The sequence below is a fragment of the Pseudomonas sp. GL_135 genome (genome assembly GCF_057834665.1).
On sequence record NZ_CM174408.1, the window covers coordinates 5,433,964 to 5,447,528 of the forward strand.

The 13,565-nt window shown below is 50.3% G+C and carries 8 protein-coding genes and 3 pseudogenes; 8 read left to right on the forward strand and 3 right to left on the reverse strand.

The features are described 5' to 3' along the window. Positions 1-202 precede the first annotated feature (202 nt). The 6 genes and pseudogenes from AC3ISG_RS24050 to AC3ISG_RS24075 all read left to right on the forward strand — a co-directional run bounded on the left by AC3ISG_RS24050 (position 203) and on the right by AC3ISG_RS24075 (position 10,016). The gene (locus AC3ISG_RS24050; RefSeq protein WP_489298128.1) at positions 203-976 is read left to right on the forward strand and encodes a hypothetical protein; all 774 of its coding nucleotides are present in this window, start codon (positions 203-205) and stop codon (positions 974-976) included. A 48-nt stretch (positions 977-1,024) separates the two neighbouring features. Next, positions 1,025-1,936 carry a hypothetical protein gene (locus AC3ISG_RS24055; RefSeq protein ID WP_489298129.1) on the forward strand — a complete coding sequence of 304 codons (912 nt, stop codon included), beginning with the start codon at positions 1,025-1,027 and terminating at the stop codon, positions 1,934-1,936. Positions 1,937-3,284: 1,348 nt separating this feature from the next. After that, entirely contained in the window at positions 3,285-5,012 is a 1,728-nt protein-coding gene (locus AC3ISG_RS24060; protein ID WP_489298130.1) for an ATP-dependent nuclease, read from the forward strand. After that, on the forward strand, positions 5,002-6,429 hold the full coding sequence (locus AC3ISG_RS24065; protein WP_489298131.1) for a UvrD-helicase domain-containing protein: 1,428 nt from the start codon (positions 5,002-5,004) through the stop codon (positions 6,427-6,429). The genes AC3ISG_RS24060 and AC3ISG_RS24065 overlap by 11 nt, the downstream gene beginning before the upstream one ends. A 285-nt stretch (positions 6,430-6,714) precedes the next feature. Further along, a pseudogene (locus AC3ISG_RS24070) lies at positions 6,715-6,928 on the forward strand (hypothetical protein). 277 nt (positions 6,929-7,205) lie between these two features. Next, positions 7,206-10,016 (forward strand): P-loop NTPase, encoded by a 2,811-nt coding sequence (locus AC3ISG_RS24075; protein ID WP_489298132.1) that lies wholly within the window; start codon positions 7,206-7,208, stop codon positions 10,014-10,016. 251 nt (positions 10,017-10,267) lie between these two features. On the opposite strand, the gene AC3ISG_RS24080 is transcribed toward AC3ISG_RS24075, so the two are convergent. From AC3ISG_RS24080 to AC3ISG_RS24090, 3 genes and pseudogenes are all read right to left on the reverse strand, one after another. Then, on the reverse strand, positions 10,268-10,507 hold the full coding sequence (locus AC3ISG_RS24080) for a BPSL0761 family protein (RefSeq protein WP_489298133.1): 240 nt from the start codon (positions 10,505-10,507) through the stop codon (positions 10,268-10,270). A 237-nt stretch (positions 10,508-10,744) separates the two neighbouring features. Continuing rightward, the gene (locus tag AC3ISG_RS24085; protein ID WP_489298134.1) at positions 10,745-11,011 is read right to left on the reverse strand and encodes an antitoxin Xre/MbcA/ParS toxin-binding domain-containing protein; all 267 of its coding nucleotides are present in this window, start codon (positions 11,009-11,011) and stop codon (positions 10,745-10,747) included. A gap of 375 nt (positions 11,012-11,386) precedes the next feature. Then, positions 11,387-11,618 (reverse strand): annotated as a pseudogene (locus tag AC3ISG_RS24090) (thiamine pyrophosphate-binding protein); the annotation flags it as partial. Positions 11,619-12,421: 803 nt separating this feature from the next. On the opposite strand from AC3ISG_RS24090, the gene AC3ISG_RS24095 reads away from it, so the two are divergent. Further along, a complete protein-coding gene (locus AC3ISG_RS24095) occupies positions 12,422-12,613 on the forward strand; it encodes a hypothetical protein (RefSeq protein WP_489298135.1) in 192 nt (63 codons plus the stop codon). A 772-nt stretch (positions 12,614-13,385) separates the two neighbouring features. After that, a pseudogene (locus AC3ISG_RS24100) lies at positions 13,386-13,550 on the forward strand (transposase domain-containing protein); the annotation flags it as partial. Positions 13,551-13,565: the final 15 nt, after the last annotated feature.

The following is a 13,565-nucleotide window of genomic DNA, read 5'->3' on the forward strand; positions in this document are numbered from 1 at the left end:
AATAGCGCACGTCTACACCTTGGGGGGCGCAAGCTCTGCTTCAACATGTTCTACGGCAACAACTTTTCCTTCGATTTGCCGGGAGGGATTCGTTTGGCGGAAGATCTTGCTTTTTAAGCCGTCGGCACGAATGGGCTCGGTTGCTTTTGCAGGGCCGTCCAGTTTCCTGGCATTACATACCCTTCACATGCGAGCCCATTCCATGACTTTTGAGCCACCACAGAAAGGCAACCCTCATCAACTGACGATAAACCAACACACTTTCCCGAACGCCAGCATTTCTCGCTTCGCGAACGAGAAAGGGGCGGTTCAGGTGCTGCGCAAGGCGTCTGAAAAGGTCTTTCATGCCAGGCCAGCAGACCAGATCTTCTGCGCCCTACGGGTTTGGGATCAACAGGCGGAAGGCGGGTTCATGAAAGACATCGAGGACGCCTTCCAGGCTCTGGCCAGCGTTATCCTCGATAATCCTGCCTTTCGCTTTGGCCGCCAGCATTTCACCGTGATCGACGAATTCTACTGCCTCTGGAACATCCGAACGCAGTGGAAGAAGAACAAACGGCTGGCTAACCCGTCAATCGGCGATGCTCCAAAGGTAATTGGTCTCCGGCATCACTACACCCAGGATGAGCAGGAGCTACTGGAGGCCGAAGGTATCAGCTGTATCCGCCCCGACCTCACTATTTCAAGCCGCGCGCTGGTCGCACCGTCGATTCGCCTCACACTTTCCAACGCGGTAAGGGCGATGAGTGGCAAAACATGGCAGCTCCTGCAGGCTGTCGAGGGGGAGTTTGTCGTGCCGGACAGCTTTTCCAAATGGCTGTTTGTACCGCTGTCGCCCACCGCCTGCCTCTGCGCGCATCCTGAAGTGAACGCACCCAGGCTGCACCGTGATGGCGTGGCGGTCATTAATCGCCTTGCCATTGAGGCCAGCATCGATTATTACTTCGCTCGCGACCTAGATCATTGCCCACAATGAGGGCACATGTGAAATTTAAAACTTTAACAACATAAGAATTAGACAGCCATGACGGAAGATGAATACCTAAGGATAGTGAACAATATTAGCAATGAAGAAGTCGCAAAAATAATGTTCGAGGCATTATCAACTTTGCATATGCACCTGGAATGGCAGCACGAAACCATGTCAGAGGCTGACAAGTGGATATATTGCTTATTCAAAGCCTTTTTCAAGATGTACAATACCACCTACCATTTATCTAATGGGATACCCTATTTTTTTAGGCCAGAAATAAACTATATTGACATAAGAAGCATAAACATACAAATCCGAAGCTGTCACGAAATATATTTGACCTACAACTATATTACCAAAAGCAAATTTGCCACCGGCGGACGGGAAGAAAGAGAATTCAAATACGCCGCTTACGAATTAGCGGGAAATTTAGACAACAAACGCACTTATGAAAGAATAAGACAATTTGAAGGATACAAAGATCTATATGACCAGCAGATCGAGACGGTTAACGAAAAAATTCTGGAGTGCCGGAAAACACTTACAAGAAGCCCAATTTACAAGCTGCTTTCCACGGAAATTAAAAATGCAGTGCGAAATGGACAGTGGAAGATAACCACTCAAAAAAAGCTTAGCTGGGCTGATTTGCTAGATTGCACCCCAATTCCAAGAGCATATGGTGAATTCGAATACAATAACCTATGCCTTTACACACATGCGAGTCATGCCTCGCTAGCGCTAGAAGCGCAGCATGATCTGAATATGATCAGCGCACTCGCACACTTATACAAACTTGCAGCACTTATGTGTGATACTACCGTGTATGCATTCAATCTGGATGACATGCTTGATCTACGAACTAGAGCACTTATAAATGACCTAGCGGTGATGGGAAACAATATTGTGGCTAAAGCCGAAAACGCTCGACGTGAACGGCAGGAGGCTCATCAGGCTGCCCCATGAGACCTCACTAGCAGGAATCCCCGACTTGCGGTACGATCGCTTCTGTAACCGCCATCCGGGACTTCTTCAGATTCATTGATCCACGTTAAACGCGAGCTTTGCATCTAACGTGTGAAGGCTGCTAAGCAGCTAATGAACTGAAGGAATGCATCATGTCTTATCGTGATCATAAAGCCGTGCAGGTGCAGCAGTACCAGCGTTTTCGCTTTGGCAAGTGGGAGTATGTGCGTAAGCACACGCGCGCTCTACCTCAGCGTTGATTAGGGCCTGATGGCGGTTACACCTAAGAGGTCCGCGAAACCCACCTCCCCATCGGCGGGCGGAGCACTCAAGGTCGAATCCTCCGAGCAGCTAGTTGCCAAGATCGGGACGACATTTTGAACCGGTCTCTCCGGGCGTTTGAGCCAAAGACCGAAGCCATTGCGTTTCTTGACTCTGTATCCTGCCAATGCCCCTAGCCAGCGTGACTTTCCGTAAAGTTTTGCCCTATTCGGCGCAAGACTCCGCCATACCTAAACAGCTCCATGGTAAACGATCCACCATCCACACATTCCAACCTGGAATCTGAGGCGTGATGCTGGGCTCTCGAATAATTTCCGGAGCCTTTGCCATGATGCGCCCCAACGCCAGCGTCGAAAAAAGTCCACCTCTACCCCAAACCCGTCGACTTCCGAAAATCCATCGACGGTTTGGCCCGGTCTGATGGAGCTGGACATCAAAGTCGCGGTGCTCGATCCGGTGTTGTTCGTCTTTCTTAACAAGTGTAGGTTTTCGAAATAAATGCGAATTTATCGAATTTAAGAGCGACTGAATTCGTCAATGTTTAGTAGCTTTGAGCTTGAGTTAGACACCCATTGAACCCAAACAACTAAATGGGAGCGGGCGACGCCTTGTATCAACCGCTCACAAACGCGCCCCCAAGAAAACGACCCGAGTTAGCTTTCTGGCCCTCCTTGCCAGATGGTCCAGCTAAATAAATCGTAGCCTTGATGAGTCAACGTGGAAAGCCGAGGGGGATCGCAGTCTAGCCTTGGGCAAAAGTGGCTATCCCGCTGGTTCAGCAGCCGCAGCAGGGCATCCCTTTACGTACATACGGATCAAGCCCTTCCTCCTTAATTTCGGGGGATGAGGTAGGTGATTTGGCTATGTGCTCATCAAGCCTCGGTACTATTCGCCAAGCCCAGATTTTCGTCTTTTTTTAGCAGGTTGCATCAGATGAATGATTGCTATCGGGCCTTACAGCACTCAAAAGTAGGCCTCACCTTTTCATCTAAGCATTTGAAGCTATGCTGCTGACTAAGGTCGTTGACAGCAGTAGACCTTCCCGGCCAGCTCTTGAGGAAAATCTGTGGCGCGTATTCGCGGTTTGAAGATTAGAAACTTTCGATCCATCTATGCTCTCGACTGGTTCCCGTCCCCTGGCATAAATGGCCTCATCGGTCCTGGTGACAGCGGAAAATCCAGTATCCTCGACGCTATTGATCTGTGCCTTGGCACCAGACGAAATAGTGCATTCGGCGACATGGATTTCTTCGCAATGAATGTCGAAAATCCCATCGCTATCGGCGTAACGCTGGGGGACCTCCCGGCCTCTCTTTTGGATATCGATGTATATGGTGAATTCCTACGTGGATTTGACCATGCCACCGGTACTATCGAAGACGAGCCAAGAACCGATATCGAGACCGTTATTACGCTGCTTTTGCGGGTTGGTGCCGATCTTGAGCCCTCATGGACGCTTTTCTCTGAACGCGCTGAACGGCAGCAGCTTGAGCGTACTCTTCCCTGGAAAGAGCGAACAGCACTAGCGCCGGCCCGCATCGGAAGCTTCACCAGTACTCATCTGTCTTGGAGCCGTGGCTCTGTGCTCAATCGGATCACGGAAGAACGTGCAGAGCTGGGGGCCGAGTTAGCGCATGCAGCCAGGCAAGCTAGGAAAAACTTCGGCAACCAAGCGGCTATACATCTGGGTCAAACGCTAGGTGTTGTGCAGCACACCGCCCAGAGTCTTGGCGTTTCAGTCGGGGCAATGCCGCAAGCTTTGCTAGACGCCCATTCGGTATCGATTGGAGAGGGTGCTATAGCGCTGCATAGTGAGGCCGGTATCCCACTGCGCTCCTTGGGTACAGGCTCTTCCCGACTGCTTGTAGCAGGACTTCAACGTGCCGCCGCAAGCGTTGCGCCAATCGCTCTGGTTGATGAGGTTGAATATGGCCTTGAGCCTCATCGGCTCATGCGATTCCTCGACTCCTTGGGTGCCAAGGAAACCGTCGCGCCAATGCAGGTATTTTTGACGACGCATTCGCCAGTCGCGCTTCGCGAGTTGTCTGGTTCCCAGTTGTTCGTTGTACGCGCAGGCCCCGATCGCCATTTTGCTCTCAAAGCAGGAGGCTCCAACGAAGTCCAAAGCACTCTGCGGGCAGACCCTGAAGCGTTCCTTGCCAAATCCATCATCGTTTGCGAGGGCGCGAGCGAGGTAGGCTTTGCGCGCGGACTTGATCAATGGTGGGGTAGATGTGGCGCTACCTCGTTCTTGGCACATGGAGGCTCTTATGTGAATGCAGGCGGCGGAACTCCTGATAACAGTTTTGTTCGTGGAGCGGCATTATTGCATTTGGGCTATCGCGTACTGGTATTTGTAGACGCCGATAAGCTTTCTACCCCAGGCGTTGCTGAAGCTTTCATGGCTGCTGGGGGACAGATTCTTACATGGCGACCAGGCCTGACCTTGGAGGATGAACTCTTCCGCTCCCTCAGTGAGCAAGCACTGGACTCTCTTTTAGCGAAGGCTGAAGAAGTTGTGGGCGCCGAATTGATGAATCAGCAAATCCAGAGCAAGTCCCAAGGGGGCGTGACGCTAGAGGCTATCCAGACTGATCGACTCATAGATGGCTATCTACCCGAACACCGTGAATTGCTGGGCGTCGCATCTCGTATTCGAAACAATGGTTGGTTCAAGTCGCTCACGACCTATCAAGAGATTGCTAGAGATATTGTTGGTCCCACTCTGCCAAACGCCGAGCTAGGTTTCAAAGCAGTCACTGACCAACTCTGGGGGTTCACAAGTGCCCCCTGAGATAGATCTTTTTGTATTTGAACGAGGATCTATAACCGCCCCTGCTGGTTGTGGAAAAACGCAGTTGATTTCGGACACACTCCTCGCGCATGGGCAGGACGAGCCAATCCTCGTGCTGACACATACTAACGCTGGGGTTGCAGCTCTGCGTAGACGCCTGAAGCGTGCTGGCGTGCCGGTCTCCGCATATCGGATCTCAACAATCGATGGTTTTGCGATGCGTCTCATAGCTAGGTTTCCTTCAAGAAGCGGCCATGACCCACGCATTCTGGACCTGAGGCTGCCTGGTACGGACTACCCTGCGATTCGTCAAGCAGCCGCGCAACTGCTGAACGCAGGCCATCTGACCCATCCTCTTCGTGCTACCTACTCACGTCTGTTAGTCGATGAATATCAAGACTGCAATCTCGTACAGCATGCCATTGTCTTAGCTTTGGCTCATATACTGCCGACGTGTGTGCTCGGTGACCCGATGCAGGCTATATTCGGCTTTCGTGGTAACCAGCTGGTTCATTGGGAGAACGATGTTCAGAGCGAATTCCCAGCAGTTGGTGAACTGGGTACTCCATGGCGTTGGCGTCAGGTTGGAGCTGAAAACCTGGGGCAGTGGCTGCTTACAGTAAGACTAGAACTTCAAAGGGGCTTACCGGTGGATCTGCGTACGGCCCCAGCAGAAGTGCGCTGGGTGAAACTAGAAGCTAACAGCGCAGTTACACAGCGCATGGGCGCCGCGCGGACCGAGCCGCCTAATGCTCAGGGAAATGTCCTTATCATAGGTGACGCCATTAATGTCCAGGGACGCCACCAGCTTACCAGCCAGACTCCCGGTGCAATGGCCGTTGAGTCCGTCGATATGCGCGACTTGGTGGATTTTGCGAAATCATTTGACCTGCGAGGTCCTGACCCTCTGGCGAAGCTCATTGAGTTCGCATCAAGCGTGATGACTGGAGTGGGTGCTGCAAACATACGGACGCGAATCGAATCTCTACGTGCAGGTCGGGCCAGAACGCCTCCGACCCCTTCAGAAACTGAGGCCATCGCCTTCATCGAAGATACTACTTTAGATCAGGCGCTTCGCCTGCTCATCGCCCTCGCTGATCAACCAGGTTCACGTGTATTCCGCCCCCAGGTTCTTCATTGTTGTCGAGTGGCAATGCAGTCAGCGGCTTCAGGTGCATCCGACTTTTTACGCGCAGCTATCCAGGCTCGCGAGCACAGTCGGCATACCGGGAGCCCTTTAGCGCGCCGCTCAGTGGGCAGTACCTTGTTGCTTAAAGGTTTGGAAGCGGACGTGTCTGTCGTCCTACACCCCGAATTTATGACCGCCCAAAACCTTTACGTCGCCTTGTCGAGGGGAGCAAGGCTGGTAGTAGTTTGCTCGTCGACGCCCGTCCTAACCCCCGCTCAGAACGGATAATTTCAAGCGTAGGCATAGCAGAAATTAGAATCAGTGGTATAGGTCTCTGGAACACCAGCCATCGACACCCCGCTTAAATTGACGGCGCCAGTTCAGCGTATCTAAATGAAATTTAAGCAGGTATAGATTTGACCAAGAACCTAAGCGCCCGGTACGTCGCAGCGCTTCGTCAATTGGCACAATACCTGTAGATTTTCAAAATAAATGCCACGGGCCGCATGCCCGTAAGCTGCTATGGTTCACCTAGCTAGGAAAAACTAGGCAGCGTCTAGGAAATGCTCGGTCATGGAATGCACCACAACCACGTTCGAGATTTACGGGCAGTACAACGTAAGGCTGGGTGTCCTAGACGCCAAGGGCAACGTCTGGTCTGGAGACATTGCGATATTCAAGATCGTCGACGATCGGATCTACTCAATGCACGAGCAGTCCCCTTGGTAGGCTCAAATGCGGCATGGCAATGACTGACAGGGGGGAACTGATCTTTATTGTCAGGTAAGGCGGTATCTATAACTAATTCTCCGCCACCACCTGAATGCTGACTCACTCACTCCTCCGAAGCCTCGCCTTGGCGCTGGCACATTCGGCACGCACCAGTACAGCATCGGTAGGCAACTGCACGGCGTAGCGCACTCGCAGACCGATGTGGTCCGTCAAGAGGCCAGCGAACGATTCCCAGGTGACGTATGAGTTCTGGCATGATATTAATATGCAACCATTAAGGCAGGATGCCTCAGCATGAATGTGAGCATCTTTGACGGATAAAGGATACATTCGTGAGCGTTTTCAAATGGTTACACCTTTCAGATTTCCATTTTGGAAAAAAACCTGATTTCACCTACCAGCAACCGCTGCTTGCGTCAAAAATCATTGATCACGTCATCAAGTATTCAGAAGAAAATGGACCGCCAGATGCGATTTTCATCACCGGTGACATCGCTAACTCTGGCGAGATAGACGAATACTCACTATTTAACGACATTATATTAGTTCCACTTATGAGTTTTTTGGGTGAGGACTTTTGCGAAAAAATCTTCTTGGTTCCTGGAAATCACGATGTTCAGAGAAATAAAAATAGAAAGTTTGGTAGAGACGAATATTTAGGTTTGGAGGATGGTAATTTTGAACCTAGTGATATCTCGCTTGGAGACAGGAAGATATTGGTTGAGCGTTTTTCTAACTTTGTCAATCACTCTCTTGCTACATTTACCAAAGATATCGTTTCTGCCGATGGATCATACTATCAAAGAATAAGCGTAAATGGTGGCGACGTTTCCGTCATCGGTATCAATACTTCGTGGTTGTGCCGAGATGAGCAAGATCGCGGTACCTTGACTCCAGGCATCGCCCTGTTAAGAGCAGGACTTGAAAAATCTCCACCCACAGATGTCAAATTTGTGCTTGGCCATCACCCCTTGGATTGGGTGTGCCAAAGTCATCGAGAAACTGTCAAGGCTCTACTAGGTCACCATAACGCGATATATCTCCATGGGCATATGCACGAGGCTTGGGGCAAGCCTGAATATGTGAATGGTAGCTCCTTTATGGCAATACAGGCTGGCGCCGCATTCCAAGCACCGGAAGGCAGTAAATGGAAGAATAGCTTATTGTGGGGACAACTTAATTTCGATGCAAAGCATATAGAGTTAAAACCTTACGAGTGGAGTTTTACTGAGCAAAACTGGAAGCATAGTTCTGCTGGATTTCCAGAAGCCCACCGAGATAGAGATATATGGCGATACGAACTTCCGAAAAGTTCTATAGCGATTGTTTCGACAAGGCCGGTTACGCCTCCCGGGGGCTGGCATGTCCTAACTCTTATCGAATTAGATGCGCATGCCATACCTCTGGATGATGACGACGCTGTTTACTTTTTCGATGGTGCCACGCCGAGCTGGAAGGTGGCTCTGTCGCCATCTATTCCGCGCCGTGAAGTAGTAAATGAACTAGGAAGGGTCTTTTCCAAGCTTCAAGGTATTACCAAAGACGCAGAGCCGGTGATATGTACTTTACTGGCTGCTGGGTGCGAAGGTAAGACTACTGCGTTGCTCCAGACAGCCTATAGTATCCTCCAAGCCAATCCAACAAAGAAAATTTTATACCGAAAAAACAGCTCTAGGCCGTTTGACGTCTCTCAGCTTTTACCTGTGTTGTTGCAACATCAAGATTGGCTTGTTGTGGTGGACGATGCCGATCAAGTAGCTCGTGCCCTTCTACATTTCGTGGAGTCTGGATGTCAGGGATATGAGGGTAAAATCGACTTTTTACTAGCTTGCCGAGATTCTGATTGGAAGTCTTCGGAAGCAATATCTCTACCTTGGAATTTTTGCTCTTCCTACCAGTCAGTGATTCTAAAAGATTTGAGCAAAGTTGACGCCGAAAAGATAGTTACAGCTTGGGCAGGTTATGGCGCGAGAGGTCTAGGGGATGACTTTATGAATCTCGAGACAAATGTACGAGTAGACAAGCTTCGCTTTTACGCCAAGCAGGAATCGAAAAGTAATACAGGAGCCTTTTTTGGCGCCTTGTTGCTTTCGAGGCACAACGGGGATCTTCTTTCTCATGCGGAAGCAATGCTTTCTAGGCTCAGCGACCATACTGTTGAAAACTCTAAGTCTCTTCGTGATGCGTTAGGCTATATCGCGGCCATGCACGCAGAAGATTTTGATAAGTTATCCCTTGAAGTTCTGGCATCGGTTATGGGGCTAACTGTCGCTAGACTACAAAAATACGTCATAAACCCGTTAGGCCAAGAAGCCGCAGCCACTACAACGTCGACCGTTGTATTTACACGCCACAAATATATTGCAAAAGCTATAGTTGAGGTGTTAGAGACAAAGTTTGATGTTGATATAAGTAATATTTTTATTGATCTTGTTATATCTGAAGTCGAACGCTCAAAAAATGAGAGAGTGTCAAACTTTGATTTTTGGCGCTTTAAAATGGCCGATGCACTTTATGAAAAGGGAAAATCTAGGCTGGCTATCGCTCTTTGTGAGGCCGTTCTAAACGCGGATCCCGAAAATCATCGTTCACGAACAAAGCTAGCGAAGTTCTATCGAATGGAAGGCAGCGTGGAAGATTCTGTTAGCTTGTTCCGGGGGGCAGAAAATCCATCAAATGAACGTGGATTTTATAGGGAGTGGTCTGTATGCGAAGGGGAATGCAGGTGCATTGTAGAAAGCGCAGTTTTAGTTTTATTTGCACTTTCTGACGACTCAAATTCTACACAGCTTGATATTCCCGATGCTCTATTTAGTTTGACTGGTTTGGTAAGCGCTTTGTCCAACTTGCACAGGCGGTACGCGGATGAAGAGTTTGAACTAGCTACTGATGCCGCGTGGTCAATTGTGTCACTTTTGGCAGAGCATCACGCTGGATTTGACATGTCCGGTGTGCGCGCTTTTAGAAATAAAGTTTTAAGAAGGCGCGCAATTAATTACACAGGAGTCGAAGCCGTAAATCAGCTGCATGAGTTGTGTAAGCGCCTTTCGACCTATAAATGTGAGGTCGGGTTGCCAGGTGCGATCGCCGTGTCTGCTTTGAGCTTTGATGAACTGAAGATGCTAGTTCGAAATTTTTCATAAGTGGCGCTAATAAAAATTAGGTTTAAGTCCGCGCTAAAGGTTAAGCGAACTTGCGTTATAGATCGCGCACAGTAACCCGTTATGCGACAAAACTCTTCCACTATACTGGCGCGCTGCTGCGGCACGCGCGTCAGCACATCCTTGAGATAACCACATGGGTGATATTCATTAAGCTTGGTCGCTTGGGTTATGCTCATGAGCGCAGCGGCGCATTTCCGCTGCGTGGTGACCCCGGAACCAGCTCTTACATCCTAGATGCCCAACGGGCTTTGCGAGGACCAAGATTTAACTCTTGTGAACACTGGTTCCATTGGCGATATTAAAGGGTCTGAACCTTCTTCAATACGTCCCGCCAGCAGCACCTGGAACTGATCTGGATAGTGACGTATGAGAAATTTGGCATTACGTCGTATCCGTTCGGGCAGCGATGAATCTCGGGACAGCTCAAGGAGAAACTTAACAGTTTGGATACGCGCTTGCTTCTCAAGCACCTTGGAAAGCTACTACGAGCATCGTCGTGCCGGGCTTCAAATATCAAGCGGATTAGGTTACGCATCGAATCAACGAGATGCTCACCCAAAGCCGAAGCGCTGCCGAAGCTGGGATTGGTCAGCAAACAATCGGTTTCGCGTGCCTATAGAAAGGTAACTGTGGAGCGACCAGCGCTCTTGTAGGCATATGTAGCTCACGAAAAAGGCAGAGATGATTCGGCAATTAATGTCTACGGATTATACGTAAACGCCGTATTCAATTTGGACTAACAGATCCAGTACCTGCCGATATCCTTGGGAGGTCAATAGCAGGAGACACGGTGGCTGATAATTGAGCGCAAGAGCAGGATGAACAAACCATTGGTCTGCGGCTTTTTTTGCCCCTAGCACCCGCTCGGCCTCATTTAGAACCAGCTCACGCCTTTGGGCGAAATATCGGTGCTCGATGCTTAAGCATCCAACGCGAGGATGGAACACTTTGTGGAACTTCTGGAGATCGGACATCGTAAGCACCTTTCCACTGGTTAGGTCAGACAGCACGGGGCAGGGCGAATTTTTTGCCAAGCTGCGGCGAGCGAGATCGTTGGCTCCGCTTCTACGGCTCCCAGCGAGTACCCCAGTAACTCTTCAGGCGTCGCTCTGACTGCAACTTCCAAAAAGCGTCCCCAGTCCCGGCTTCGAAGCCAAGACAGCCCGAGCCTCTTTGATGAAATGCTATTGAAGCCACCACTTGCCGGTTATAACCTTACGACGCCCCTTCACCCGGGCCCCGCCTCCTCAATAGTGACCATCAAGGCCTCATTGGCCGCGCCTGCCCAGCGCTGCTGAGGCAACTTCTTGAGTTTAGCTCTCCTTGGCAACAGTTGGCGACATACAACTATTCGTCGCGCCCGGACCTAAGGTCGAAAGGCTAACTCTGGTTTTCCGGTCAAGCGCCCATAGGTTGCAGCCATGAATCCCGTGGACTGCTCATGCCGCGTGAGTAAACGCTGGATCAGCGATTTTCGCAGGCACTCTAAAAGTCGAGATTCTCTTCCCCAGGAATACCGAAAACGCATTTCAGCCCTTCGTTCTCCAGGCTTTGTACGATTACGTCAGAGACCTTGGCCATTGCTTGTTTCCTGGGTGGTAGAGATCAAACACGTCTGTGTTTTGTCCTGAGTACTACCGCCAGCCCGACAAAATCCAATCCCGAGACGGGCAGTTAGTACAAATGCTGACGTGCATTCTTCCAAAACACCCCGGTTTGATAAAAGCGCAGAAACGGACAGGACTGGTACTCAGATCGAAACAAAGCTGGCTGCCGCTTCGCCCTACCCCTATCAACCTGGGGGTGAGCGATTCTAGATCTGGGCTAGTTGTCCGGTTTGAGGGTCGAGTCTTCAAGACACAAAATGAGCAACGCGCGGCTGTATTCTACAGGTACCGGAGGGCGACCACCGACCGAGATGTGCTCTAAATGAACCCGAGGCTGGCGTGATGACCACCTCATCGCATGCGCGATGTTCGAAGTTCCAGCGGCGGGAGAAGAAGCCAAATAACCTTATGTGCCCCTATGCGTACCAAGGCCGATGGAGATGGGGGTGCGCGGATAGCAGCCCGTCTCTTCAGAGGAGCTCGCCTTAAACGATATGTGCTGGGCACCGCCCAAGGACAGTCGCGAGAATATTTTTGTGCTCTATATCCAGCGCAGCCCACACCACACGCTTCTTACCCGAGTACGCGGCGGTGTTGGGTCCCGGTGCAGTTCAAAACCATGGCATGCTGCTGGCTGAACGACGTTGTAATTGACGATCCCATACTCTGAAGTCAGAGAGGCGTCCCTGCGGGAAGGCTCCACATATCACCAAGGCGTCGGTCTTGCTTACGATCTCACCTAGGACTATGATTTCGACGGCGACGAGAGATCTTGAAATGACAACTGAAGTCAACAGCAAAGTTAAAGAACAAGCAAAAGCGAAATTGACGCGCCTGCACAAGTCGCCCAAATACCGCTGCTTTTTTGACGCAGCTGCCATTGACGCATTTAGTCAGGTTGAAGGTTCCGCCTTCGCCGGAAAGTCAGTCAAGCGCGTAGCAGGTGACGAGCTGTCGCCCCGCTGCTGATCAATGCAGATACGAAGAAGTGGGCTTAGTCCGGTTTTTTTGATGGCACTGATATCTTGAACAGCCTCATCAGCACCGCCCAGAATGTAGCAATTCTTCCGCGAGAATAGGGAGCATATGAGGTCATAAAAAGCGTCTGGCTTTGCCGCTGATGCAGAATTGGGTCATCTGCCACAATGTCGCTGATCCCAACTTCTACTTCGTGAGGCGATAGCATGTCTGACTTTGGGCTGAATGGTTATAGGGCAACGCCAAGTCAGAAAAGGACTAAAATCGCATAAACTCATAGGCCGGTAGCTAGTGCGAGATCAACAACTGGAGAGACAACGTGTTGCCCTGTGATAATCTCCTGCAATAGCTGAGTCCATGAATTATGCCCCGTATAAAGCTTGAACTAACCTATGATATTGACCCAAGTAGACCACTACCCTTTTACTTTACTAGAGCTCAACTGCTGAAGCTTCACTCATTGCTTTGCGGCTCAGAGCCAAAGACCGTGAAGATAGGAAACTATTACTTTGCTTACTATGGTAGTTACTTGGGGCATAACACTGACCAAGCACATGCGTCTAAATATGGTTTCCATGAAGCCCCCAGCGTAATTAGGAATATAATAGGAGAGCTGCTCCTCCAATAAAAATGGGGCTTTCCAACCAAGGTGATAGCCGCGGACCCGGTCCATTCTTTCCTTAGCCTCTCGGGTAAAGTGAGGCGAGGCAGGCAGTGATTGAGCAGTAACCACCCAAGCTCTTTGGGAAGACTCTTTCACCCAACGGCGAGCGCTCAACTGTACAGCTTGGTCGAGACCGCCAAGGTCAACGGCCAAGAACCCTATGCGTGGCTTCGCCACACATTAGAGCGACAGCCACTGGCGACATTGGTTGAAGATTACGAAGCCTTTCTGCCGTGGAACTGCACACCTAGAGTGCATGCCTAAATGCGCTGCCCATCT

Coding starts and splice junctions, on each gene's coding strand:
- AC3ISG_RS24085 (WP_489298134.1), bottom strand. CDS start 11,011: ATGTCCGATCTCCAGAAGTTCCACAAAGTGTTCCATCCTCGCGTTGGA.
- AC3ISG_RS24095 (WP_489298135.1), top strand. CDS start 12,422: ATGACAACTGAAGTCAACAGCAAAGTTAAAGAACAAGCAAAAGCGAAA.
- AC3ISG_RS24055 (WP_489298129.1), top strand. CDS start 1,025: ATGACGGAAGATGAATACCTAAGGATAGTGAACAATATTAGCAATGAA.
- AC3ISG_RS24050 (WP_489298128.1), top strand. CDS start 203: ATGACTTTTGAGCCACCACAGAAAGGCAACCCTCATCAACTGACGATA.